This window comes from Cyanobacterium sp., assembly GCF_054166785.1.
On sequence record NZ_JBSZCP010000059.1, the window covers coordinates 79717 to 102853 of the forward strand.

Annotated in this window: 21 protein-coding genes; 9 read left to right on the plus strand and 12 right to left on the minus strand. The window is 38.5% G+C overall.

The annotated features are described in order from the left end of the window. Positions 1 to 11: 11 nt before the first annotated feature. Positions 12 to 788: a TatD family hydrolase gene (locus tag ACXITR_RS12355; RefSeq protein WP_457997523.1), complete on the minus strand. Its 777-nt coding sequence runs from the start codon at positions 786 to 788 to the stop codon at positions 12 to 14. 159 nt (positions 789 to 947) lie between these two features. After that, positions 948 to 1244: a 30S ribosomal protein S20 gene (gene rpsT / locus ACXITR_RS12360; protein WP_457997524.1), complete on the minus strand. Its 297-nt coding sequence runs from the start codon at positions 1242 to 1244 to the stop codon at positions 948 to 950. 292 nt (positions 1245 to 1536) lie between these two features. Here rpsT and radC point away from each other — a divergent pair, with 292 nt between their 5' ends. Next, a complete protein-coding gene (gene radC / locus ACXITR_RS12365) occupies positions 1537 to 2247 on the plus strand; it encodes a RadC family protein (protein ID WP_457997525.1) in 711 nt (236 codons plus the stop codon). A 52-nt stretch (positions 2248 to 2299) separates the two neighbouring features. Continuing rightward, positions 2300 to 2782 carry a DUF1499 domain-containing protein gene (locus ACXITR_RS12370; protein WP_457997526.1) on the plus strand — a complete coding sequence of 161 codons (483 nt, stop codon included), beginning with the start codon at positions 2300 to 2302 and terminating at the stop codon, positions 2780 to 2782. On the opposite strand, the gene ACXITR_RS12375 is transcribed toward ACXITR_RS12370, so the two are convergent. Beyond that, on the minus strand, positions 2721 to 4100 hold the full coding sequence (locus ACXITR_RS12375) for an O-antigen ligase family protein (RefSeq protein WP_457997527.1): 1380 nt from the start codon (positions 4098 to 4100) through the stop codon (positions 2721 to 2723). The two genes, ACXITR_RS12370 and ACXITR_RS12375, sit on opposite strands and share 62 nt — an antisense overlap. A 19-nt stretch (positions 4101 to 4119) precedes the next feature. Beyond that, entirely contained in the window at positions 4120 to 4680 is a 561-nt protein-coding gene (locus tag ACXITR_RS12380; RefSeq protein ID WP_457997528.1) for a DDE-type integrase/transposase/recombinase, read from the minus strand. Between the two features lie 223 nt (positions 4681 to 4903). Between ACXITR_RS12380 and ACXITR_RS12385 the strand changes: the two genes are divergently transcribed. Next, on the plus strand, positions 4904 to 5626 hold the full coding sequence (locus ACXITR_RS12385) for an energy-coupling factor ABC transporter ATP-binding protein (RefSeq protein WP_457997529.1): 723 nt from the start codon (positions 4904 to 4906) through the stop codon (positions 5624 to 5626). Here the strand turns inward: ACXITR_RS12385 and ACXITR_RS12390 are convergent. Next, a complete protein-coding gene (locus tag ACXITR_RS12390; protein WP_457997530.1) occupies positions 5623 to 6627 on the minus strand; it encodes an aldo/keto reductase in 1005 nt (334 codons plus the stop codon). The two genes, ACXITR_RS12385 and ACXITR_RS12390, sit on opposite strands and share 4 nt — an antisense overlap. 81 nt (positions 6628 to 6708) lie before the next feature. On the opposite strand from ACXITR_RS12390, the gene ubiE reads away from it, so the two are divergent. From ubiE to sipA, 3 genes are all read left to right on the plus strand, one after another. Beyond that, positions 6709 to 7416 carry a bifunctional demethylmenaquinone methyltransferase/2-methoxy-6-polyprenyl-1,4-benzoquinol methylase UbiE gene (gene ubiE, locus ACXITR_RS12395; RefSeq protein ID WP_457997531.1) on the plus strand — a complete coding sequence of 236 codons (708 nt, stop codon included), beginning with the start codon at positions 6709 to 6711 and terminating at the stop codon, positions 7414 to 7416. A 96-nt stretch (positions 7417 to 7512) separates the two neighbouring features. Beyond that, positions 7513 to 8748: a DUF445 domain-containing protein gene (locus ACXITR_RS12400; RefSeq protein ID WP_457997532.1), complete on the plus strand. Its 1236-nt coding sequence runs from the start codon at positions 7513 to 7515 to the stop codon at positions 8746 to 8748. A gap of 253 nt (positions 8749 to 9001) precedes the next feature. Further along, the gene (gene sipA, locus ACXITR_RS12405) at positions 9002 to 9220 is read left to right on the plus strand and encodes a regulatory protein SipA (protein WP_457997533.1); all 219 of its coding nucleotides are present in this window, start codon (positions 9002 to 9004) and stop codon (positions 9218 to 9220) included. Between the two features lie 11 nt (positions 9221 to 9231). On the opposite strand, the gene ACXITR_RS12410 is transcribed toward sipA, so the two are convergent. The 4 genes from ACXITR_RS12410 to ACXITR_RS12425 all read right to left on the minus strand — a co-directional run bounded on the left by ACXITR_RS12410 (position 9232) and on the right by ACXITR_RS12425 (position 14202). Beyond that, positions 9232 to 11466 (minus strand): transglycosylase domain-containing protein, encoded by a 2235-nt coding sequence (locus ACXITR_RS12410; RefSeq protein ID WP_457997534.1) that lies wholly within the window; start codon positions 11464 to 11466, stop codon positions 9232 to 9234. Positions 11467 to 11624: 158 nt separating this feature from the next. Further along, complete coding sequence (locus ACXITR_RS12415; protein WP_457997535.1) at positions 11625 to 12515, minus strand: hypothetical protein; 891 nt, start codon at positions 12513 to 12515, stop codon at positions 11625 to 11627. Between the two features lie 171 nt (positions 12516 to 12686). Next, positions 12687 to 13289, minus strand: a complete 603-nt coding sequence (locus ACXITR_RS12420) for a DUF1517 domain-containing protein (RefSeq protein ID WP_457997567.1) — start codon at positions 13287 to 13289, stop codon at positions 12687 to 12689. Between the two features lie 70 nt (positions 13290 to 13359). Beyond that, entirely contained in the window at positions 13360 to 14202 is an 843-nt protein-coding gene (locus ACXITR_RS12425; protein WP_457997568.1) for a universal stress protein, read from the minus strand. A 141-nt stretch (positions 14203 to 14343) separates the two neighbouring features. On the opposite strand from ACXITR_RS12425, the gene ACXITR_RS12430 reads away from it, so the two are divergent. Both ACXITR_RS12430 and ACXITR_RS12435 read left to right on the plus strand, forming a co-directional pair. Then, positions 14344 to 15570, plus strand: coding sequence for a methionine gamma-lyase family protein (locus tag ACXITR_RS12430; protein WP_457997536.1), 1227 nt, complete (start codon positions 14344 to 14346; stop codon positions 15568 to 15570). Positions 15571 to 15573: 3 nt separating this feature from the next. Continuing rightward, a complete protein-coding gene (locus ACXITR_RS12435) occupies positions 15574 to 17013 on the plus strand; it encodes an aminotransferase class I/II-fold pyridoxal phosphate-dependent enzyme (RefSeq protein ID WP_457997537.1) in 1440 nt (479 codons plus the stop codon). Between the two features lie 44 nt (positions 17014 to 17057). Here the strand turns inward: ACXITR_RS12435 and hemJ are convergent, their stop codons facing one another. From hemJ to ACXITR_RS12450, 3 genes are all read right to left on the minus strand, one after another. Beyond that, on the minus strand, positions 17058 to 17630 hold the full coding sequence (hemJ, locus tag ACXITR_RS12440; protein ID WP_457997538.1) for a protoporphyrinogen oxidase HemJ: 573 nt from the start codon (positions 17628 to 17630) through the stop codon (positions 17058 to 17060). A 121-nt stretch (positions 17631 to 17751) separates the two neighbouring features. Continuing rightward, a complete protein-coding gene (gene dnaK, locus ACXITR_RS12445; protein WP_457997539.1) occupies positions 17752 to 19917 on the minus strand; it encodes a molecular chaperone DnaK in 2166 nt (721 codons plus the stop codon). Positions 19918 to 20085: 168 nt separating this feature from the next. Then, complete coding sequence (locus tag ACXITR_RS12450; RefSeq protein ID WP_457997540.1) at positions 20086 to 21255, minus strand: NAD(P)/FAD-dependent oxidoreductase; 1170 nt, start codon at positions 21253 to 21255, stop codon at positions 20086 to 20088. A gap of 93 nt (positions 21256 to 21348) precedes the next feature. On the opposite strand from ACXITR_RS12450, the gene ACXITR_RS12455 reads away from it, so the two are divergent. Next, a complete protein-coding gene (locus ACXITR_RS12455; protein ID WP_457997541.1) occupies positions 21349 to 23088 on the plus strand; it encodes a fatty acyl-AMP ligase in 1740 nt (579 codons plus the stop codon). Positions 23089 to 23137: the final 49 nt, after the last annotated feature.

Sequence of the window (23137 nt, forward strand, 5' to 3'; positions counted from 1 at the left end):
AGGAAAAGGTTTTACAGTTTGAACAGTTTATGGGCGTTAGCGGTGGTGTAAGAGGCGATCGCCTCTAGGGGTTCATTTCTTAGCTCGGCTAGTTTTTGGGCTACATAGAGGACGTAGGAAGGCTCGTTCCGTTTACCTCGGTAGGGGGTAGGGGCTAAAAAGGGGCAGTCGGTTTCAATTAAAAGACGCTCGGAGGGTACTATTTTGGCACTCTCATGGACGCTGTGGGCATTTTTAAAGGTAATTACACCACTAAAACTCACATACATCCCTAGGTCTAAAAACCACTGGGTTTCCTCTGGATTTCCCGTCCAGCAGTGCATCACTCCGTTTACTTTCCCTTTGCTCTCAAAAAACTCCCTCAGTATTTGAGCCATTGCCACGGCGGCATCTCGACAGTGAATGATAATCGGTTTATCGAGTTGATGGGCAATTTCTAGTTGTCGCCAACATACTTCCTTTTGTAGTTCGTTTTCCTCATCTTTATAAAAGTCTAGTCCCATTTCACCAATGGCTACTACCTTAGAAAAAGATTGGGCAAAACCGAGAATTTTTTGAGCGGTGGTTTCCCCTTCCCAGCGTTTGATGTCTAGGGGATGTAAACCTACGGAGCAGTATATTTCTGGAAACTGTAAAGATAGTTGTTTGATGATTTCAAATTCATCGGGATGGACGCAGGAATGAACTAATTTACTTACTCCTTTTTCTCGCCAACGATGGCAAACCTCTTCTAAATCCCCTTTGAATTTGTCAAAGTTGACATGAACATGGGTATCTATTAATTGCATAACCTTGTTTTTTTTACTTCAGGGATTAACTTCTTATCTTTATAATTTTACACCATAATATAAGGGCGATCGGGCGTAACCTGCTCCATAATCCCATGGGCAGACAAAACAACACCATTAGACCACCCCATTAGCACTGGAAAATGGTTGTAACAAATTTTAAGCTGACTGAGATGCAGCACTTTTTAGAGCTTTAGCTAGTCTAGCTTTTTTTCTGGCTCCATTATTTTTGTGGAATACTCCTCTTTTTACAGCTTTGTCAATTTTGCTGTAGGCAGCAGACATGGAAGCATCTACCACTTTCTTTTGATCTTCGTTAGGATTAGAGGAATAAACTTCTACTGCTTGGAAATATTTTTTCATTAGGGTTCTAACCGCAGACTTGTAAGTCTTATTACGCATACGGTTACGTTCGTTGATTTGTATTCTCTTGATTGCTGATTTAGAGTTAGCCACTATCTTATACTTATGATTATTTACTTTATATAGTTTAACTTAGGATTTCTTCCTAGATATTCAGACTATCTATTCTAACTGTATAAGTTATCCCTTGACAAGGGGGATAGTAATTGATAGTTGATAATTGATAATGGATAATGATTCTAAATTAAATTGTCTCGGCGGCTATCCACAGCTAAAAAGACAACCAATATGTTAAAAATTGATACTAAAGAATAAAAAATTGTTGACTGAATAATAAGATTATTATTAAAAATAAGTCTTCAATAATATAAAATCATTCATCACAATGGTTTATCATCTAAGGATAGCGGATTTACCCCTGAGCGAGCGCCCCCGGGAAAGGTTAATGGAAAGTGGGGCAAAAAACCTATCAACAGCGGAGTTGATAGCAATACTATTAGGCACAGGGCAAGGTAAAGGGAAGTTATCAGCGGTGGGTTTGGGGCAATATATCCTCAATCAACTTAGTTTAAACCAAAGAGATCCATTAGATGTTTTAAGGGATATTTCTCCCATCGAGTTAATGACTATTCCGGGAGTAGGTCCTGCTAAGGCTACCACAATTTTAGCGGGGGTAGAGCTAGGAAAAAGAACTTTTCAGTTTCGCCCCCATGCACGGGCAATTATCGATAGCCCCCAAGCGGCGGCTTCTGCTTTTAGCCATGATTTGATGTGGCAATCTCAAGAACGTTTTGCGGTGCTATTGTTAGATAGTAAAAATAGTTTAATTGGTAACCATGTAATTACTGTGGGCATTGCCAATGAAACCCTTGCCCATCCTCGGGAAGTTTTTCGGGAGGCTATTCGTCAATCTGCTACTAATATTATTATTGCTCACAATCACCCGTCGGGTAATTTAGAGCCTTCTTCGGAGGATATGCTACTAACGGAAAAGTTGTTAGAGTCTTCTAATATTATAGGTATTCCCATTTTAGACCATCTTATTATCGGTAATGGCAACCATTTTAGTTTACGGGAAAATTGTGACCTTTGGTAATTTATGATGCCCGTTGTTAGAATCTGATATGTAAACTACTTGCCCATCAATAATGATTGCTTTTACTGGTTTTTTAAGTTCATTAATCGTACTTTTTTTTATATATGGTCCTTTTGCATCTATTTTTCACTTTGAGGGGGCTGTACCTCAAAATTTAGGGGTATCCCAAGGACATTTGACTTCTTGCCCCCAAACTCCTAATTGTGTGGTGAGTAATGAGTCGGCGGATGAAACCCACTATATTGAACCCATTAGCTATGATTCTGATATGGAAACGGCTAGGGATACTTTGTTAAAGGTTTTGTCTGTGGTACCCAATACTGTGGTGGTGACAGAAACCGAGGACTATATTCGCACGGAATCTCGTAGTAAGATTATGGGTTTTGTGGATGATGCTGAGTTTTATTTTCCTGAAAATGAATCAGTGATTGAGGTGCGCTCGGCTTCTCGGTTGGGGGAGTCTGATTTGGGGGTTAATCGTCGTCGCCTTGAACAAATTCGCCTTGCCATTGCTGATTATAATGCTCGTGGTTAAGTTGCTCATTAACACCCGCTATACTACCTAAAATTATCCAGCTAATGAGGTTTAATCTTAGGTCAAAAATATTGCTATCTGATAAGTTAAAAAGGATATAATTCCCAAAACTTATTAGATAGGTGAACATAATTAATGCTTGTTTTTTACTTAGTTTAAATAATATTAATTTTTTAATTCCTTGATATAAAATATTGCCAACAAAATAGCACATTAATATTAGTCCAATTAATCCAGTTTCTGCTCCTAACATAAAAAATAAATTGTGGGGATGCCCCATAAATATATCGTAGGTTTTATGGTACATATAATCGAAATTTCTCAACCCCCAACCGAATAAAGGGCGATCGCCTATCATCCCCCATGTAAATTGCCATTGCGTTATTCTGAGGGTTTCTAAGGGGCGATCGGGAAACATTTGATCTGATAATCTTAACCATAGATAAGGAGGGACAATTTGACGCATAATTGATTGTCCGGGAAGATTTCCAAATGAAGCCCAGCTGATTCCTATTCCCCCGATTGTTATTATTTGTAATATTTTGTACCAATGACAATAAATAGAAAAACTAATAAAAATGAAAATTGTAATTATCCAACCCATCCGAGAGTTAGTAAAATAAATTCCTACGAGGTCAAATATAATCGTTAAAAAAAGAAAATAACGAATATTATTATGATTATTAAGTATATTTAAACATCTTTGTTTAATATTGTAAAAATTTTGTTTAGCTGATATTTTGAATTTAAACTTTGGCTGAGAAATTAATAATAGACCAAGACAAAACGTTAAACTCGTACAAAGAAAAAGACCCAATAAATTAGCATGAATAAAAATTGCAGACATCCTATCGGGAGGATTTCCATGGAGAATAACTCTCCATCCTATAATAGACCTAAATATTCCCGCAATTTCCCAATTCAAAAATAGCTGTCCAAGTCCAATCGTAACAATTAAGATAGAGGAGCAACTTAGTAAAAAAGATGAGAGGATTAAATCTTCTGTTGTTCTAATTAACGTTTTAACCGCTAAAAAAAGAGCAAAAAAAGGTAAAAAGTTGGGTAGTCCTAACCATGAATCGAAGGAATTTTCAGCAAAGATACTAGAAATAATGAACGATATTGTAATGGTCAATAATATTTTACTGTCAAATTGTTTAATGATCTTTTGATATTGATTTTTCCATTGTTGAACTAAAAATAATAATGTAAAGATAATACCTAGATGATACACAAATGGTAAGTTTACTATAGCAAAAATAAATTTTTTATAGGAGTTGTTTAAATACTGCCAGGGGAAAAATATTTTTTTTAGCATTGCTCATTATAGGATTAATTTAGTTGTTTTGTTGCTCTTCAATATTGTTGGGTATAGACTCAGTATCAAAAGGTATGTTATCAAGGATAATATAGCCTACTAATATAAGTGTTGAAAGGAAAATGAGGGATGATAAAAAATAGTGTTGTTTTGATTGTCTTGATTTCTTTTGTAATAAAATTTTATTAGTCTTTTCTAAATCTGAGGAGATAGTTTTCTGAAAAAATTGATGAGCTTTATACTTATTACTATTAGGATAAATTATAAAATCTAAAGTATTTCCTTGAGCATCTAAAGCTCTATATAGATATTTCCGACGATAATTGATTTTAAAAGGTATTTCTACTAATCTCCATCCTCTTTTTCGTCTTCTTTGACTTTTTTCCCATCTTTTTTGTGCGATGACAGAATATTCTTCTACCAATTTATTGATGATGTCATTATCAATGGCAAATCCCCGTTGTGCTATCACTTCTTGAAGCTCTTCATAGGTTAGTGAGTAAAATATATACCATTGAATACACAGGAGAATTATTTCTTCCCTAATTTGCTCCCATTGATAGTAACTGATTCTCCTCATGGTGCTAATTTATTGGTAGTTTTTATAGAGTGCTAATAATTATGGTTATCATAGTATAGTTGATTGTATGGTAATTTTATATGGTTTATAAAAGTATTATTGCTCTTCACCTTACCCATTTAGAAATCTTTTAATTTAAAGTTTTTGTCGAATAAGTAAAAACATTGTTGTTATTTTTTAGATCAATATTTTATTGATAATTAATTGTAATTTTATTTTATATATGACGATTTTATCTATATCAGAGTTATATTTTCAGTACCATGAAAAAAATATTTTTGAAAATTTGTGTCTAAAAATTAATGAAGGGGAAAAAATAGGATTATTAGGTGCGAATGGTTCGGGGAAAACTACCTTGTTTTCATTAATTAGTGGTTTATTATCTAGTAATGGGGGAGATATTTTACTCTTTGAGCAAAAGATAGAAAAAGGGGTATTTTATCCTGACATTGGCTTTATTTTTCAAAATCCTGATGATCAGTTATTCTGTTTGAAGGTAAGGGATGATATTGTTTTTGGGGCAGAAAATTTGGGTTTATCGTCTCAGGAAATAGAAAAGCGTTTACAGGATGTATTAACGGCAACGGGGGTTGAACATTTACTAAATCGTTTTTCCCATGAGTTATCTGGGGGTGAGAAGTGTATGGTGGCGATCGCCTCTGTACTTATTATGGAACCTAAGTTAATATTGTATGACGAACCTAGCGCTAATTTGGATTTACGGGCAAGGCGTAGGTTAATCAATTTTTTACAGTCTTCTCCTCAAACTAAGGTTATTTCTTCCCATGATTTGGAGTTGATTAGGGAAGTATGCGATCGCATTTTAGTTCTAAACCAAGGAAAAATAGTGGCTGATGGTGATCCTATCACAATTATGGGCGATCGCACTTTGATGGAAGAAAATTGTTTAGAAGTGCCTCCATCCCTCAAAAAAATAGAGAGTTAGGTAGTTTGGAAAATATTTTGGATCATTTTTCGATCTAAATTTAAAGCGATGTCCTCTAATTCCTTCACCTCATCATCCCTTAAACGCCATCCCAATGCCCCAATATTTTCTTGGGCTTGTCTCAAGTTTTTTGCCCCCGGAATAGGGATTGTACCTTGACAAATGCACCAGTTTATAGCTACCTGTGCCATGGTTTTACCATTTTTAAGGGCGATCGCATTTAATCGCTCCAAAAGAGGTTGAATACTAGGCAATAAACGCTTAAATAAGAACCTTCGAGAGCCTTTAGGTAACGGGGTATCTAAACTATATTTCCCAGTCAATAAACCCAACGTAAGGGGGCTATAGGCGATGATTTGAATGTCTAACTCCTTACATAAATCCTTTAACCCCAACTCAGAAATAGCATAGGTGGAAAGCAACGAATACTGTACTTGTAATGTACTAATCTTAACCCCCTGCCCTTGGAAAAATTGATGGGCTTTGAGCAAATTATCAGGCCCATAATTAGACAAACCGATGGCTTTTACCTTACCTTGATGATATAACTTCGCCAAACCCTCTAAAAGGGGCTTTTCTTGCCACGGAAAATACTTCGTCGGAGGCCAGTGTAACTGTACTAAATCCACAGGTTTTTGGAGTCTTTGAGCCGATTTTTCACAGGCATTAACCATGGATTGAGGGGTTAAACGCCAAGGATATACCGCTAGTTTAGTGGCGATCGCAATATCTTCCCTATGCTCACCCCGATAATCAGACGAAAAACGCCCCAAAAGAGACTCACTACGCCCATTAAACTTCCCCGTGCCATAGGAATCCCCCGTATCAAACCAAGTAACCCCCTGAGACACCATCAAATTAAAAACCTTCTGCAACTCCCCATCCATCTCAGGAGTATAACCCCACAAAAATTGATTTCCCCATGCCCAAGTGCCACAACCCATGGCAGACAATGATAAACCCTCCGCCACCCGAATCCTTGACTCTACAAAACTCACCATAAAACCTCCCTCACAACAAATCAAAAATCGATACACTAGATGGAATCATAGCGAAAAAGCCCGTAAATACCAAAAAACTCCATGACATCATCCCCCCAACCCACCGACAAAGAAATTCAAACCATCTTTAACAATATAGCTCCCATTTACGATCAAATGAATAACTGGCTCAGTTTTGGGGCTCACCATATCTGGAAAAAAATGGCAGTAAAATGGAGCGAAGCTAAATCTCATCATCAAGGCTTAGACCTTTGTTGTGGTACAGGTGATCTTACCTTTCTTTTAGCCAAACAGATTACCCAAGGGCAAGTTTATGGCGTTGACTTCTCCCCCCAACTTCTAGCCGTTGCCCAAGAAAAACAACAAAAAAAACCCCTTATAAACAACATAAATTGGGTAGAAAGTGACGTATTAACCCTTCCCTTTGAAGATAACAGTTTTGACTGTGCCACCATGGGTTATGGACTCAGAAATGTAGTGGATATACCCCTCGCCCTCCAAGAAATCCACCGAGTTTTAAAACCTAACGCAAAAGTTGCCATCCTCGACTTCCATCGCCCTTCCAATTCCCAAATCGCCCAAGCCCAAAAATGGTATTTAGATCATATAGTAGTCAACATGGCGCAATATTTTGGCTCTACCGCTGAATATGCCTATATCAACCCCAGTTTAGAAAGATTTCCCACAGGAAAAGAACAAATAAAATTAGGACAACAAGCCCGATTCAATTCCGCTATCCATTACCCCCTAGCAGGTGGTATAATGGGTGTCTTAGTTTTAACAAAATAATAAATAAAACTTCTTTTTTTTTGACGACAATAGTTACAGTATTTTAATACTTATTGATACTAGAAAGTAAGAAATAAAATTTACTAAAAAGAATTAATGTTTTTAGGATTTAATAACTGGTGGCAATATGTGCTTCCTCCCGCAGCAGGGGCAATAATTGGCTACTTCACCAACGACTTAGCTATTAATATGCTATTTCGTCCCTATCGTCCTGTATATTTTTTTAAAAAAAGAGTTCCTTTTACCCCCGGTTTAATTCCTCGAAATCAAGAGAGATTAGCTAAAAGGGTTTCGGATACTATTATGGGTTCATTATTAACCCCTTCTGAGTTGCAAAAATTGGCTAAAAGATTATTGCAAACGGAACGGGTTGAGGGGGCTATTACTTGGTTATTACAGTTAGCACTAAAACAAATTAAAGAGGATAAAGAGAATAAAACGGCTCGTATTTTAGCAGAGGTTTTAAAAGATTTATTCGGAGAATCTTTCCCGAAGTTATTAAGAGCTTTGGCAAGGAAAGAAGATTTTTTTCAAGCTCAAATAGACCAAATTTTTGATCGTATTTTATTAGAATTTACTTTAACAGAAAGTCAAGCTAGGCAGTTATCTGATTGGTTATTGAAGGCTGTTTTTTCTCCTGATTTTTTGAGGGAAAATTTAATCAATTTTTTGACCGATAGAAATATAACGGTTATCGATGAAGGATTTAGGGAAAAAACCAGTGGTACTTATTGGGTAGTAGCTAATTTATTTGGAATAAAAAATACTTTACAGCGTCTCAGAACTTTTTGTATTGAGGAGAAAGAAACAGCTAATTTAAGAATAAAGGAAATATTATTATCATTGGAAGTAAGAACTCGTTTAAAAGAGTTTTTCTTAAGTTTATCTTTACAAAATTTACCTGTATCAACGGTTAGGCAATTAAGAGAAACTACGGGGAAAATAGTCAGACAATATATTCAAGAGAAAGGGGTTGATTTTTTACAAGATTTTAGCTCATCCATTGACTGGGATAAGGTATCGATTTTAATTATCAGTCGTCTCCAATCTTCCACGGTGGTTGCTTCGTCTTTGGGCGCTGTCAGTAAAGAGTTGGCTTTAATTTTAGAGCGATATTTAGAAGAAGATTTAGAAAAAATTGTAACTCAAGTTATTCCCATTTTAGCCATAGATCAGGTTATTATTGAACGTATCAAGGATACTTCCCCTGAACAATTAGAGGATGCGACCCAATCTATTGTTAAAAATGAGCTACAGGCGATCGTTAATTTGGGAGGTATTCTAGGCTTTTTAATAGGTAGTTTACAGGCAATTATTTTATTTTTAAATTAGATATTTTTTGGTCTATTTGCATTGATATAATACTTTTAATTTTGCTAAACAATACTTTAAAATAATCAGTAATATCTCCCTACCTTTACAATAATAATCATGGTGAATTGAGGTATAGTAATTATCATGGTTACGGGGTACAAAATGATCCCCCTAAATCCTCCACAAATTCGGGGGACTTGAGAATACTAAATGTATCTCATAATTATGAAAAACGCTATAAAAACTACTATAAAATAGATTATAAATAAAAATGGATAATACACTAAGAGTTGGAGACAAAGTGAGGGTAACGAAATTACCCCCATATCTAAAAACAGCGGAACCCATGCCCATGTTAAAATCAGCATCGGAAATTACTATCGGTGAAGAAGGTATTATTTTATCTCCAAAACCGAGCGGGTATTGGGCAATTAGGTTTACCCAAAAAGCCTTTTTATTAGAAAGTCAATACTTTGAGAAAGTAGAGTGAAATTTTGATAGTTAAAGTAACTTTTTCATGTAACTACCCCACAAAGAAGCCGCCTGCGCACTACCTCCCCTAGTGGGTGAATTGTTATCATTACCCAACCATACCCCCGTAGTTAAATCATCTTGGGTACTATAGCCAATAAACCATAAATCGATACCTCTGGAATTAGTACCTGTTTTTCCCCCTTCCCCTCTGCCAATACTGGCGTTTCTACCTGTGCCAGAAGTTACTACCCTTCTGAACATTTCGTGCATGGTTTGGGCTACGGGGGGAGTAATAGCTTGTTTGGTTTCATATCCCCCCTGATTAAAGCGATATACTTCTCTACAGGTATGGTATTCATCAATATTTTCGCAGTCTCTACCATCTCGAATTACTTTGATGGCGTGGGGGCGATTCCAGACTCCTTGGTTGGGAATGGTGGCATAAGCCCCTGTCATTTCTAAAACGTTAACTTCACTTTGCCCTAGGGCTAAACCGGGTACGGGATTTAAGGGAGAATTGATACCCATTTTTTTGGCAGTGGCCACTACCTTATCTAAACCCACATCTTGGGCAACTCTTAGGGCTACCGCATTTTCAGAGGTTGCCATGCCTACAAACATATCGATGGGGGCAGAAAAGTTATTACAGGGGCGAAACTGTACTCCTTGCCATTGTAAAGCAGCGCAGGAATAGGTTTTATTGGCGGATATACCCGCTTCGAGGGCGGCGGTGTAGGGAAATATTTTGAAGGTGGAGGCGGCTTGTCGTTGGGCTTGGGTAGCTCGATTAAATTGGCTTTCTTTGAAGTCTTTTCCCCCCACCAGGGCCACAATTTCCCCTGTTTTGCTGTGGATAGTGGCGATCGCCCCTTGGTCAAAACCAAAACGAGATCCATTAGTATTGATATAATCCTTAAGGGAGTTTTCCGCCTCCGTTTGATACTTAAAATTTAACCCCGTTTCAATGATAAAATCCCCCTCCTGTAACAAATCCGCCCCCAACAACATCCGCACCTCATCAAAAACATAACTGTAAAAATAAGGAGCAATAATATTAGATAACGTCTCCCTAGCTTCAGGGGTAATCTCAATGCGAGATCTTCTAGCACTACTTGCCTCATCCTCTGTTATCATACGCAAAGACACCATGCGATTAATAATCCGATTCCGTAACCCCAAGGCCGTATCATAATCCTGTACAGGGTTGTAAGCATTAGGTGCAGGTAAAATAGCCACCAAAGCCGCCGCCTCCGCCACAGAAACATCCCGTGCCGACTTACCAAAATAAAATCTGGCCGCATCCTCAAAACCATAAAGATTTATACCCAAATAAACCCGATTGAGATAAGCCCTCATGATTTCATCTTTACTATATACCGCTTCCAACTTAGTGGCGACAATCATTTCTCTTACCTTTCTAGCCAAGTTGTTTTCCCTACCCACTTCAGGATATAAACTACGCGCCAACTGCTGAGTAAGGGTACTTGCCCCCTGTCTAATGCCACTATCCCCTTTATTGATAAGAATAGCCCGTAATACCCCCAGAGGATCAACCCCAAAATGCCAATAGTAGCGAGTATCTTCCGAGGCGATGAGGGCTTGTCGAAGGGAAAGGGAAAAATCCCTTAGATTATCCAACTCTCGATGGGGGGAAGAAATACGAGGGGCAAGGGGGGTGACACCATCCTCTCCATAAACTACCGTCGCTCCTGTGTTACCTTGGGGCATGGGATAAACGGTATATTGTGACCAAGCCACGACAACAATGGCACACAAAATCATCAAAAAACCCGTGATAATAAATAGTCCGTAACGAAGAATTAACGCTAACTTAGACGGAGGTTTATCAAAATATAACTCTATAACATCTTCTAACTCAGGAGGCCCTAGGGTGACAACATCATTATGGCGTAGGGTGACAGATTGGTAGCGTTTATTGCCCGAGTAAATTCCATTGGTAGATTGTAAATCTTTTATCTTAAATCGATTAGTTTGTTTATCTTTTTCAACAGCACAGTGAATTTGACTGATAATGGGATTGCGAAGAATAATGTCACAACTATTTTTATTTCTACCGATGATATAACGCTCTCCTAGGAGGGGATATTCATGGGTTTTGCCATTACTTCCATTCTTAAGTTTTATTTTTGGTACGATCGCACCTTGTTTAATATTTGGTAGATTAAATTGGGCTTGGATAGTTTGTAAAACTCCCGTTACCATTTTGTCTATTCCTGCTGGGGACGGTGATTTTTTACCCATTTTGGCAAACAATAATCAATGATTCAAAGATTTGTAGATACCATTTTAATCTGCTCTGCACATTTTTTTGTAGATATGAATGTAGTTAAAAAGTAATTAAATAACCATAAAAATCCCCTCTCCCAAAGGAAAGGGGTAAAGTGGAGGATAAAAATTAACTAACGACGACGGCCGCCCCCAAAACCTCTACTACGGGTAGGCGCACGGCGTACGGGCGCTCTCCTTGTGTTATTACGGTTAGTACCAAAACTACTATTATTTCTCTGTCTGGTGGTGCTGTTGGAAGTACCATTATTACGGAGGTTACTAGAGCCAACCCCAGAGCCTGTCGCCCTTGTACCGCTTAGGGTACTACCCCTTACTGCCCCCGTTTGACTATTTCTAATAGTGCCGGTGGTGCGTACGGACTGACGATTTCTTTCCACGGGAGGCACGGTATTATGGTTACTGCGATAACTATCTACCGCTTGGGTATAACTACTACCATAACCCCCAAATCCTCGTAAGGGTACTCCGGGTTGAAAGACGGGGGGAACATAATATTGAGGACGAAATAACATACTACCAATGGCTTGTCCTGCCAATGCGCCCGCAAAAGGACTCCAGAAGCTAGATTGTTGTCTAACAATTACGGTTTCTTGTCTGCCAGTGTTAGGATTGGTAACGGTTTCGGTTTCGTTGTGGATGTATTCAATGCGAAAATCTTCGGTAAGGTGCATTACTGCTTCATCACCGTTAATTTCTACGTAGGTTTGTTTCCCCGCTTCGATTTCTTCATCGGTTAACCTCGCCATTTGCAAGTCTGTAGTCATATAGCTAGGACGACTACCAGAGGGGGTGTTTAATAGCATTAGGTTATATTCTCCATCCACATCATTAAAGGTGGCTTGTTGGACGGGATATTGTCCATTGGGAATATTATTAATGGGTTGGGTGGTGTTATTGGTAAAGTTTGTATTGCTGGTGCGCACAACATTATTTGAGCCACAAGCGACGGTGGTAAAACCGAGGGTTATGACTAAACAGATGGCTAGTAATTTCTTAAACATTGTAATTTTGGTGATTGTGTTTTAATTTCTTTATAAGTAAGGTTTTGTTTGGGATAGGGGAAAAATTTTAAGGGATGAAAGAATAAAGATTTTTATCTAACAACTTGGCATTGCTTAATTATGAGGATAACTGGGTATTTAAGATATTGTCACCATTCCCTATTCCCTCATTTATAAAGGTATTAATTCAGGAAAGTTGAGAATAGTTTGTTCTTCGGTGAGGATTTCTCCTAGTCGGGCAGGGGAAAAATGAAGTGCGATCGCACGGTATCCTCCCTTATAATTAAGACTGATAAGGGCTTTTAACCCTTCACTAAGGAAATCATATTCCGCCAAATCCGTTTCAATATCAGGGGATTCCCCTTCAAAAGCTACTGTGATCATAACAAGTAAATTATCGGTTATGGGTAGGGATAAAGGTTGGTTTTCATCACCTTGGGGCATTACATCAGGCTGAGAAAGATAACGATTGGCTGAATCGGTAAACAATTCTTCTACATAATCTCCCGCTTCTCCCTCATCCCAAAATACATCCCCTTCATTGGAAGCACTACGCCAAAAATTTTGATACTGAAGCAGACTCTGGCACACATTTACTAAACATTCTCCCATCACCGCCAAATCTCCATCCGCATCCACCGCATTACGGGCATTTTCATTTAATACCCCCAATAAAGGGGCGATTTCTTCCCCCTGTAAATGGATAAAAATTCGGGAGACAACAAATCTAGTTTTGCCTCTAATTCGATTAAAACGATCGCCTATAGACATGATAATAATTGATAATGGAGAATTGAGAATGAAGAATTAATGACCTATTTCCCTAACACCTGAAACCTAAAATTTATTTTCTAACTAATAAAACAGGGCAGTTGGCATTTACTCTTATATAATCAGAAAGAGAAGAACCCAGTAAACGATCTAAATCTACCAAACTTTTGGCGATGGAAGGACGACGATCTGGAGAGCCTAGTAATAATAAATCAATGTCTTTATCTTCGGCTAACTGACAGATTTTTTTACCCGGTTTACCCCCCGTAACGATACAACGGGCATTGATACCCATTCTTTTGGCTTGGGCAAGGGCAGGGGCGAGGATGGGATTTTCTTCCATTTCTGTTCTCGATAAATCCACATTTGCATCTAAATCTGGGTTAACTCTGACTAGATACAATTCCGCTTCCCGATAGTCTTTGAGCATATTAATGGTTAACTCTAGGGCATATTGGGCTGCCTCGGATTTATCTAGGGCTAACATTACCCTTTTTATCCTTCTTATATATATATCATCTTTGACCAAGAGCATGGGGCGATCGCTCAGTTGAAATACATATTGACTTACAGAGTTTTCCAAAAATGATTCTAACCTTTTTAAACCCCGAGAACCCATCAAAATTAAATCCGCATCAATTTCTTGGGCCACCTGACAAACAACGTCTTTAGGTTCACCCTGTTTAAGGATAGTTGACACCTTGCTAGGGTCAATATTAGCATTTTGAACTATATCTGCAAGAATTTTACCCCCTTCTTCCCATTTGGTTTCCAAGGCATCGGCGGTGGTTTGGGGGGAAACAACGTGTAAAATAGTTAGGTCACAGTTTTGAAAAGCAGGAATATCCTGTAGAATTTTTAACATTTCTTGGGTGTGACCATTTCCTGAGTCGGCGTATAAAATTTTCTTTAACATGGCGTTTTGTATCTTATGAGTATTTATATTCATTTTTTAAAATACAGTGATTAAGTGCCAAAAAATCTAAAATTTTGTAACAGCCATTTTTTTATTTACCCTAACTATCAATTATCCATTCTCCATTATCAATTAGACTAAATGAATCCATCTCAATTAATTTCCACCGCCACCGAAAAATTAGCTCCTACCTTTGCTCAAATTGATCAACAGATTAAGCATAATCTGCATAAAGTGTTGAGTGCTTTTCAGGAATATAAAGTGGGAGTCCATCATTTTAGTAGTGTAAGTGGTTATGGTCATGATGACCTTGGGAGAGAGGTATTAGATCAGGTTTTTGCGAGGGTTGTGGGGGCGAATAGTAGTGCCGTAAGAGTGCAAATAGTGTCGGGTACCCATGCGATCGCCTCTTGCTTATATGGGGTGTTACGTCCCGCTGATGAAATGTTGGCGGTGGCAGGACATCCCTACGACACCCTAGAAGAAGTTATCGGCATTCGGGGAGAGGGGCAAGGAAGCCTCCAGGAATTGGGGATAAAATACCGTGAATTGGATTTAACTCCCTCTGGGGAAATTGACTGGGAAGGTTTACAAACGGCGGTAAAACCAGAAACAAAATTAGTTTTAATTCAGCGCTCCTGTGGTTATTCTTGGCGTAAAAGTCTTTCGGTAGCAGACATTGAAAGGATTGTGAAGATGGTTAAAGCTCAAAATCCTGATACGATTTGTTTTGTGGATAACTGTTATGGGGAATTTATCGAAACCCTTGAGCCGACTGGAGTAGGGGCAGATTTGATGGCAGGTTCGCTCATAAAAAATCCAGGGGGGACTATCGTAACGGCGGGGGGGTACATCGCAGGGCGTGAGGATTTGGTAGAAAAAGCCTGTTGTCGTCTCACGGCGCCGGGTATTGGCAGTAGTGGAGGAGCTACTTTTGACCAAAATCGTCTCCTTTTCCAAGGGTTATTTTTAGCACCGCAAATGGTGGGGGAAGCCATCAAAAGTACCCATCTCATTGCCATGGTGTTTGCTGAGTTGGGTTATGAGGTGAATCCGTTACCTTTGGCCCCCCGTCGGGATATTATTCAGGCGGTTAAGTTTGGTAATCCTGAAGCCCTCATTGCCTTTTGTCGTGCTATTCAGAGGTATTCCCCCGTGGGTTCGTATCTTGATCCTATCCCTGCCCCTATGCCAGGATATGAGAGTAATTTAATTATGGCTGGGGGTACTTTTATTGATGGTAGTACGTCCGAATTATCTGCCGATGGTCCTTTACGAGAACCCTATATCGCTTTTTGTCAGGGGGGTACCCATTGGACTCACAGTGCGATCGCCCTTGAATATGCACTACAAGAAATAATGGGGTAATCGATGAATAATCCCCTTATAAATCAACTCAAAAAATCCTTAGAAAAACACCATGCACCCTTTTATGCTCCCGGACATAAACAGGGAAAAGGGGCAAATATCGAACTGAAAAAAATTTTAGGAGAATCGGTATTTAAAGCCGACTTACCAGAATTACCAGAATTAGATAATCTTTTCGCCCCAGAAGGTGTTATCAAAGAAGCCCAAGAATTTGCATCCCAGACTTTTGGTGCAAAAAAAACATGGTTTTTAATTAATGGTTCAACCTGTGGAATTATTGCCTCAATTTTGGCAACTTGCCGAGAAGGGGATAAGATTATTTTACCGAGAAATGTTCATCAATCAGTGATTTATGGCTTAGTTTTATCAGGGGCAATTCCTATTTTTATTAATCCTGAATATGATCTAAATTTTGATATTTGTTATGGATTATCTTCCCAACAAATCGAACTAGCTTTACAACAAAATACAGATGTCAAAGCCGTAATGATTGTTTCCCCTACCTACCATGGTATCTGTAGCAACATAACAGAAATCGCTAAGGTTGCCCATAGTTATAATATTCCCTTGCTAGTAGATGAAGCCCACGGCGCCCATTTTACTTTTCATCCTCAACTACCAACTTGCGCCCTAGATGGCGGTGCTGATGTTGTTATTCAATCTACCCATAAAGTTTTGGGGGCTTTAACTCAGGCTTCCATGGTTCATTTACAGGGGGATTTAGTTAACCCCGATGGCATTAGTAACGCATTACAATTATTACAGTCTTCTAGTCCTAGTTATCTTTTATTAGCTTCTTTGGAGTCTGCCACTACCCAGATGGCAAGGGAAGGAGAGGAGTTATTAAATAAAACCATTTTTTTGGCGACAATGGCAAGAAAAAAGATAAAAAAATTAGATTATTTTCGAGTGCTTGAATTTCAAAAACCGACTCCTAGTTTTCATAATTTGGATATTACTAGATTGACGGTTAATGTTAGTGGCTTAGGGATAACTGGTTATCTAGCAGATGAAATTTTACACGAAGAATTGAGTGTTACTTGTGAATTGCCATCTTTAACTAATTTGACTTTCATTATTTCCATGGGGAATGATATTTCTGATATAAAGTTATTAATTGACGGACTAAAAAAGTTAGCAAAACATCACAAAAAAGAATTAAACAAACAGCCTAATTTTTATGGTCTTAATTTTGAATCTGAGTTGGTAATTTCTCCTCGCCAAGCCCAGTGGGCAGAGAAAAAGGTTGTTAATTTAGAAGATAGTTTAAATCAAATTAGTGGAGAAACGATTTCCGCTTATCCCCCCGGTATTCCTATCCTAGTGACGGGGGAAAAAATTACTAAAAAAGCGTTAGATTATCTTCAAAAAGTTATTATTTCTGGAGCAACAATTACGGGCATAAATGATGGTAGTTTGCAGACAATAAAAGTTATTGCCTAGAATATATAGTTATATGGTGGGCATTGCCCACCCCAAGGTCAAAATTAATTTTCTTGAGCCAATTCTTGGGCTAATCTTTCCTTATCTTGACGACGTTTTTTAGCGTATAACTGAATACTTGCCGCCATTAAAATTACCAATCCTGCTACTAGCCATGTAGTTAAATCAAGGGGTAAATTATTCTTAAATGTAGCCAATAAAACAATAACTAATAACAAAATTGTGGGGGCTTCGTTGAATGCCCGAAATTGTTGCCCTGTCCAAGAATTTTCATTCTTAGCTAGTTTTCTCATAATACGACCACACCAAAAATGGTAAATGAGGAGTAAACCTACAAACAAAAATTTGGCGTGTAACCATCCCGATTTTAGCACCTCTGGCTCGGTGGAAATTAAACCTACCGCCATGGCTACCGTCAAAATCATCCCGGGGGTGGTGATGATGTTATAAAGACGCTTCTCCATTATCTCATATTGTTTCGTCAAAATGGTTTGAGCTGGTTCGCTTTCTTGCCTTGCTTCAGCGTGATAAACAAACAAACGCACCATATAAAACAATCCTGCAAACCAAACTACAATCCCAATAATATGAAACGCTTTGTACCAATAATATGCCATAGTTTTTTTTAAATATCTTTGAAATCAAGGAAAAGAGAATAAGCAATTAAAAACAAATTTTCACCATTCCCCATTCCCCTAGTCTTTCATTATCCATTATCAATTATCCATTATCAATTATTTAAAACCATTCATCATCATCCCAATCATTTTGGTAGGGAATATCACGTTTACGATTAGTACGATAATTTTTATCTTCAGGATAATCATCATAACCTCGACGGGTAGGAGGTTGGGAAGGGCGTGAAGGGGGGCGACGACTGGGAGGGGAAGAAAGCCCTGCCCCATAATCATAGTCATTAACGCTATTACCACCATAACCACGGTCATAACCAGAGGACATTCTACCACCATAAAGGGTTGAGTCTGTTTGACGGTAGATATTTCTTGAATCCCGAGGATTGTATTCTTCATCATCATCACCGATAAAGGTTTTCTTGATGGACTCAAAGAAGCCTTCCTCTTCGTCGTTATATTGCAGTCTGACTTCTCGATTTAGTTCGTATAATACATCTTGTAAGTCTGCTTGGGTACGGTCTAATTTGCGATCGTCATTTTGATCTAAGCTGTCTAAAATTTCCCGACATAAGGATTCTACATCCCGACGATAGGGGCTAGTAAATTGACTACCAAAATCGAGGGTAACTTCCCGTAACCTTCTCTGGGCTTGATCTGTCAAAGCCTTGGCTCGATTACGTTTTTCGACTCTTTCCCGTCTTTCTCTATCTTCTCTGGCAAATGCCTCTGCTTCTTGCATCATGGTGGTAACTTCCATCTGAGAAAGGGTGGAAGCCCCTTGAATTACTACGCTTTGCTCTCTACCTGTGGTTTTATCCCTTGCCATAACTTGCAGGATACCGTTAGCGTCAATGTCAAAGGCGACTTGTATTTGAGGTACTCCCCGAGGGGCTGGGGGAATCCCCGTCAGTTTAAAACGTCCAAGGGATTTGTTATCTTCTGCCATTTCCCTTTCCCCTTGCACCACATGAATTTCCACAGAGGTTTGGTTATTTTCTGAGGTGGAAAAAACATCGGAACGTCTTACGGGGATGGTGGTGTTACGGGGTAATAGTTTTTTGGTTACTCCTCCAATGGTTTCCACACCGATGGATAGGGGGGTTACATCAAGGAGAAGGATGTCTTTGACTTCTCCGCCTAAAATTCCGGCTTGAACTGCTGCCCCGACGGCTACAACCTCATCAGGGTTAACGTTTTGGTTGGGTTCGATGTCGATGAAACTACGTACCAATTCCTGTACCATGGGAATGCGGGTTGAGCCTCCTACTAATACTACTTCATCGATTTGAATGGGACTTAATCCTGCGTCTTTTAAGGCTCGTTGGATGGGGCGCCGTAAACGGGATACTAATTCTCCGCAAATCTCTTCAAATTTGGCTCTGCTGAGGTTAGTTTCTATGTGTTTGGGGCCATCTTCGGTGGCGGTGATAAAGGGTAAATTAATCTCGGTGTTACTTACCCCAGATAGTTCTATTTTTGCTTTTTCAGCGGCTTCGGTTAATCTTTGGAGTGAAGTGCGATCGCGCCTTAAATCAACTCCTTCTTCTTCTAAAAACTGTTCTGCCAGATAGTTTACAATTTTATTATCAAAATCATTACCCCCTAACTGGGTATCTCCACTGGTAGCCCGTACTTCTAAGACTCCATCCCCTACTTCTAGGATAGAAACATCAAAGGTACCCCCCCCCAAGTCAAAAACTAATATCTTTTCACTGCCTTTTTTCTCCAAACCATAGGCTAAAGAAGCGGCGGTAGGTTCATTAACAATTCTTAATACATCTAGCCCTGCAATTTTTCCCGCATCTTTTGTGGCTTGACGTTGGGCATCATTAAAATAGGCTGGTACGGTAATTACCGCCCCTGTTACTTCCTCTCCTAAATATCTTTCTGCCTCCTGTGCTAATTTACGCAAAATCATGGCGGAGACTTCCTCGGGGGCAAATTCTTTTTTGATGCGAGGGCAACGAATTTTAATATTATCCACCTCATCACGGCGGATGGTGTAGGGTACCCGTTTTGATTGTTCCGTTAATTCTCCATATTGGCGCCCCATAAAGCGCTTAATACCATAGTATGTGTTTTGAGGGTTTAAAACTGCCTGGCGCCTAGCCATTTGCCCCACAACTAATTCCCCATCCTTGTTAAATCCCACCACAGAAGGAGTAGTACGGCTACCTTCAGAATTAGGAATTACTAACGGTTTGCCACCTTCCATCACAGCTACTACCGAGTTTGTTGTACCTAAGTCTATACCAACGACTCTTCCCATTGTTGATTTTTTCTCCAGTTGTGATTCTCGCTATTGGCCCTGGGGGCGCTGACTAATTAATGTGATTTAAACTATATCAGTTTAATTCTTGTTTTTAACGATTTATTATACTTTAGCATTTACAAGGAAGCTGACAAGAACAGGAAATTTTGTTTTTGGAGGGAAAAATTAACCCTTAAAAATGCGATGTTTAACAACTTCGAGGCAATGATTAAAAGTCGGCATTCTAAAAATATAAGCCCATTTGCGAATGACACTAGCGATAAATCCAGTTATGGTAATACCGACTACACTTATGATGTCATCATTAATTCCCACCGTCATCATGTCTCCTAAGTGCTGGTAACGAAAAGATTTGAGTTTTTTTTGCTCAGATAATGCCATTATATTTTTTGCTAGGGTATGGCTTCCTTGAAAAGCTGCTTGTGCTTTAGCTGGAATTTTTTTCCCGCTTCTATCTATTAGAGTAACTAAATCACCAATGGCAAATACATCATCAAAATCAAACAGCTGAAATGTGGCCTTCGTTAGTATTTTTCCCTGTTCATCTTGAGATAAATTTAGTTTTTTCACCCATTTTGGAGTCATATTTCCTCCTGTCCAAACAGTTAAATTAAAATCTATTTCATAGTTTTGATTGAGTTTATTTTTAAAATATATTTTATGTTCTTCTATTTTATTTATGTTAGTTTCTAGGTATATTTGAACATTTCTTTTTTTTAGGGATTTCCAAGCATATTTTTGCATTCCTTTTGGAAAGTTTTTGAGAATTTCTTTTCCTCGATCAATTAAAATAACGTTAGCTTTATTTTTAAGTTTATCCGTTATTTTCCCTGCTATTTCAACTCCATTTGCCCCTGCTCCTACTACTGTGACGTTAAATTTTTCTTGAGGACTATTTGCTAAAAACTCTATTTTATCTTCTAGTGTTAATACGTCTTTTAGGGTCTTAAAGGTGTGGGCGTATTTTTCGGCTCCTTCTACTGCAAAATAAGATTGTTGACCTACGGCTAAAACAGTATAGTCATAATTCATTGTATCTTTATCTTGAAATAGAATTTGGCGTTGTTTAAAACTTATGTTAATTACTTTTTTATTGATAAAAGTGATATTAGTTTTTCTAAGTAAAAAATTAAATTTTGGAGCAATTTCCCAATGGGTAATTTCTTCAGTAATTGCTTCATAGAGGAGAGGAGTAAACAAAAAATGTTGATTCTGGTCAATTAAAATAATTTCAAATTCTCTTTTTCGATCTAATTTATCTAGTTCAATGGCTGTATATAATCCACCAAAACCACCCCCTATGATACAGATTCTGTGACGATATTTACTATTCATAATAAAGTAGTATTAAATGCTTATTCTTAATTATTAATTGTTTTTCTGAACTAGGGTTAAAATATAGCTAATTTAGTTATCTTAAGTTTATCTATGAATCAAACCGTTGAAATAAATACTTTAGTTGAATTATTAGAGGTTCGGGCTAAAAATCAACCTGAGCAAGTAGGATATACTTTTTTGATTGATGGAAAGAGAGAATCCGAGCCTTTAACTTATGGTATGTTATATTGTCAGGCAAGGGCGATCGCATCTACCATTCAAAAAAATAATTGGCAGGGGGAAAGAGCCTTATTACTATATCCCCAAGGATTAGAAGTAGTTAGCGCTTTTTGTGGCTGTTTATTAGGGGATGTGATTGCTATTCCTGTACCTCCCCCAGAATCAGGGAGATTAAAACGAACTTTGCCCCGTCTCAGGGCGATTGTCAAAGACGCTAAAGCCTCCCTCATTTTTACTAATCAAAAAATATTAGAACTCATGGAAGGAGTAGCCGATGAATTTCCTGAGTTTAAGCAAATGAATATTATCGATATTGAAAATGTTGACCTAGATTTGGCTGATAAATGGCAAAAACCAGATATTTCTCCCGATACCATTGCCTATCTACAATATACATCAGGTTCAACGGCAACTCCCAAAGGGGTAATGCTCACTCACCATAACCTAATCCATCATTGTCGTTATCTTCAGAGGGCTTGTGGTTACGATGAAAACAGTGTCAGTTTGACTTGGATGCCCTATTTCCACGATTACGGTTTGGTAGAAGGGTTGATGACTCCTTTATATAATGGTCATCGGTGTTATATCATGTCTCCTTTTTCCTTTATCAAACGCCCCCTACAGTGGTTGAAAAATATCAGCAAATATGGTGTAACCCATTCCCAAGCCCCCAACTTTGCTTACGATTTATGTTGTAAGAAAGTCAAAGATTCTCAGGTATTGGAGTTGGATTTAAGCAAATGGGAAGCGGCAGGAAATGCCGCCGAGCCGATTAATCCAGAAGTTATGTTAAAGTTTGCTGATAAATTCGCTTCTGGGGGTTTTCGTTGGGAAACCTTTGCTCCTGCCTACGGTTTGGCGGAATATACCCTACTGGTTTCCACTAAGCCCAAGGGGACTAAACCTGTTTTTTGTGCGGTAGATACTGCTAGTTTGGAACAAAATAAGGTGGTGGTTGCCAAGGATGATAGTGAAGGGGTAAGAATTTTGCCTAGTTGTGGTCGATTGGTGTGTGAGACGGAAGTGGCGATCGCCCATCCAGACAATTTAACCCGTTGTGCAGAGAATGAAGTGGGAGAAATCTGGGTAAAAGATCCTAGTGTGGCTCAAGGATATTGGCAGAGAGAGGAAGAAAGTAATCAAACTTTCCGAGCCTATTTGCAAGATAGCCAAGAAGGGCCTTTTTTGCGCACAGGGGATTTGGGGTTTATGTATAATGGCGAGTTATATATTAATGGTCGTATGAAAGATTTGATCATTATCCGTGGTACTAACCATTATCCCCAAGATATAGAGTGGACGGTACAGAGCTTAAACCCCGCCTTACGTTCCGATTATGGGGCTGCTTTTTCAGTGGAAGCAGGGGGAGAAGAAAGGTTAGTGATTGTCCAAGAAATGGAGCGCAAGGCTGATATAGAGGATCCTAAACAGTTAATAGATGATGTTCGTCAAATTATCGCCGAAGATCATCAATTACAGGTTTATGGGGTGGTTTTAGCCAAATCTGGTACTATCACTAAAACCGCTAGTGGCAAAATTCAACGCTCGGTATGTAAAAATAAATTTTTGCATGGAGAAATAAGTGCGATCGCATCTTGGGTCGAAGAATAATAGCAGAATTTGCTTAAATTATAATCAAATCTTCATAGACACTTAATAT

Excerpts from the sequence above, each read along its gene's own strand:
- ACXITR_RS12435 (WP_457997537.1), top strand. The coding sequence starts at position 15,574 with ATGAATAATCCCCTTATAAATCAACTCAAAAAATCCTTAGAAAAACAC.
- ACXITR_RS12370 (WP_457997526.1), top strand. The coding sequence starts at position 2,300 with ATGATTGCTTTTACTGGTTTTTTAAGTTCATTAATCGTACTTTTTTTT.
- ACXITR_RS12455 (WP_457997541.1), top strand. The coding sequence starts at position 21,349 with ATGAATCAAACCGTTGAAATAAATACTTTAGTTGAATTATTAGAGGTT.
- hemJ (WP_457997538.1), bottom strand. The coding sequence starts at position 17,630 with ATGGCATATTATTGGTACAAAGCGTTTCATATTATTGGGATTGTAGTT.
- ACXITR_RS12375 (WP_457997527.1), bottom strand. The coding sequence starts at position 4,100 with ATGCTAAAAAAAATATTTTTCCCCTGGCAGTATTTAAACAACTCCTAT.
- sipA (WP_457997533.1), top strand. The coding sequence starts at position 9,002 with ATGGATAATACACTAAGAGTTGGAGACAAAGTGAGGGTAACGAAATTA.
- ACXITR_RS12390 (WP_457997530.1), bottom strand. The coding sequence starts at position 6,627 with ATGGTGAGTTTTGTAGAGTCAAGGATTCGGGTGGCGGAGGGTTTATCA.
- ACXITR_RS12385 (WP_457997529.1), top strand. The coding sequence starts at position 4,904 with ATGACGATTTTATCTATATCAGAGTTATATTTTCAGTACCATGAAAAA.
- ACXITR_RS12380 (WP_457997528.1), bottom strand. The coding sequence starts at position 4,680 with ATGAGGAGAATCAGTTACTATCAATGGGAGCAAATTAGGGAAGAAATA.
- ACXITR_RS12355 (WP_457997523.1), bottom strand. The coding sequence starts at position 788 with ATGCAATTAATAGATACCCATGTTCATGTCAACTTTGACAAATTCAAA.
- ACXITR_RS12450 (WP_457997540.1), bottom strand. The coding sequence starts at position 21,255 with ATGAATAGTAAATATCGTCACAGAATCTGTATCATAGGGGGTGGTTTT.
- ACXITR_RS12400 (WP_457997532.1), top strand. The coding sequence starts at position 7,513 with ATGTTTTTAGGATTTAATAACTGGTGGCAATATGTGCTTCCTCCCGCA.
- ACXITR_RS12430 (WP_457997536.1), top strand. The coding sequence starts at position 14,344 with ATGAATCCATCTCAATTAATTTCCACCGCCACCGAAAAATTAGCTCCT.
- radC (WP_457997525.1), top strand. The coding sequence starts at position 1,537 with ATGGTTTATCATCTAAGGATAGCGGATTTACCCCTGAGCGAGCGCCCC.
- ACXITR_RS12410 (WP_457997534.1), bottom strand. The coding sequence starts at position 11,466 with ATGGGTAAAAAATCACCGTCCCCAGCAGGAATAGACAAAATGGTAACG.
- dnaK (WP_457997539.1), bottom strand. The coding sequence starts at position 19,917 with ATGGGAAGAGTCGTTGGTATAGACTTAGGTACAACAAACTCGGTAGTA.
- ACXITR_RS12415 (WP_457997535.1), bottom strand. The coding sequence starts at position 12,515 with ATGTTTAAGAAATTACTAGCCATCTGTTTAGTCATAACCCTCGGTTTT.
- ACXITR_RS12425 (WP_457997568.1), bottom strand. The coding sequence starts at position 14,202 with ATGTTAAAGAAAATTTTATACGCCGACTCAGGAAATGGTCACACCCAA.
- ubiE (WP_457997531.1), top strand. The coding sequence starts at position 6,709 with ATGACATCATCCCCCCAACCCACCGACAAAGAAATTCAAACCATCTTT.